Source organism: Kitasatospora nipponensis (genome assembly GCF_039528135.1).
Classification (GTDB): Bacteria; Actinomycetota; Actinomycetes; order Streptomycetales; family Streptomycetaceae; genus Kitasatospora; species Kitasatospora nipponensis.
This window is the reverse complement of the sequence record NZ_BAAALF010000818.1, coordinates 1-641: the sequence shown is the minus strand read 5'-3', so window position 1 is coordinate 641 and position 641 is coordinate 1. Positions and strand designations below refer to the sequence as shown.

The 641-nt window shown below is 66.5% G+C and carries 1 protein-coding gene and 1 pseudogene; both read right to left on the bottom strand.

Annotated features, from left to right (window positions below):
• A pseudogene (locus ABD323_RS43510) lies at nt 1-199 on the bottom strand (ABC transporter ATP-binding protein); the annotation flags it as partial.
• A 31-nt stretch (nt 200-230) separates the two neighbouring features.
• On the bottom strand, nt 231-641 hold a 411-nt coding region (locus ABD323_RS43505), incomplete at its 5' end, for an ABC transporter permease (RefSeq protein WP_344447542.1).

Below are 641 nucleotides of genomic sequence, written 5' to 3'. Positions count from 1 at the left end.
CCTCACCCCGGTACGAGGTGAAGCTGATCCCCCGGACGGCGTGCACCTCGCGGATCGCGGGCGAGCGCTTCTTGGAGATGATCCGGCTCAGCGCCGAGGTGGCGCTGCCCTTCCCGGAGCCGGCGCCGTGCACCTTGTAGACGATGTGCACGTCGTCGACCGCCACGGTGGGGACGCGGGTGTCCTGAACGTCCGTCATGGCGGCCTCTCGGGTCTCGGTGGTAGCGGTGTCAGCCACGGCCGTACTCCTCCTCTGCCTTCCAGAAGAAGATGAAGCCGGCCACACCGGCGACCAGGGCCCAGCCGAACGCGATCAGCCAGATGTGGTCGGGCAGCGCGTGCTTGTTGTACGCGTTCGGCATGAAGGCGTAGCGGATCAGGTCCATGTAGACCGAGGCCGGGTTCATCCGGAACAGCACCTGGAAGACGGTGGGCCACTTGTCCACCGCGCTCTGGACGCTGTACATCACGCCGGAGGTGTACATCCAGGTGCGCAGCAGGAACGGCATCAGCTGCGCCATGTCACTGGTCTTGGCGCCGATCCGGGCCATCGCCAGCGCCAGGCCGGTGTTGAAGACGCACTGCAGCAGCAGGGCCGGGATGACCAGGGCCCAGCTCATGGTGGGCAGCTGGAAGAACAT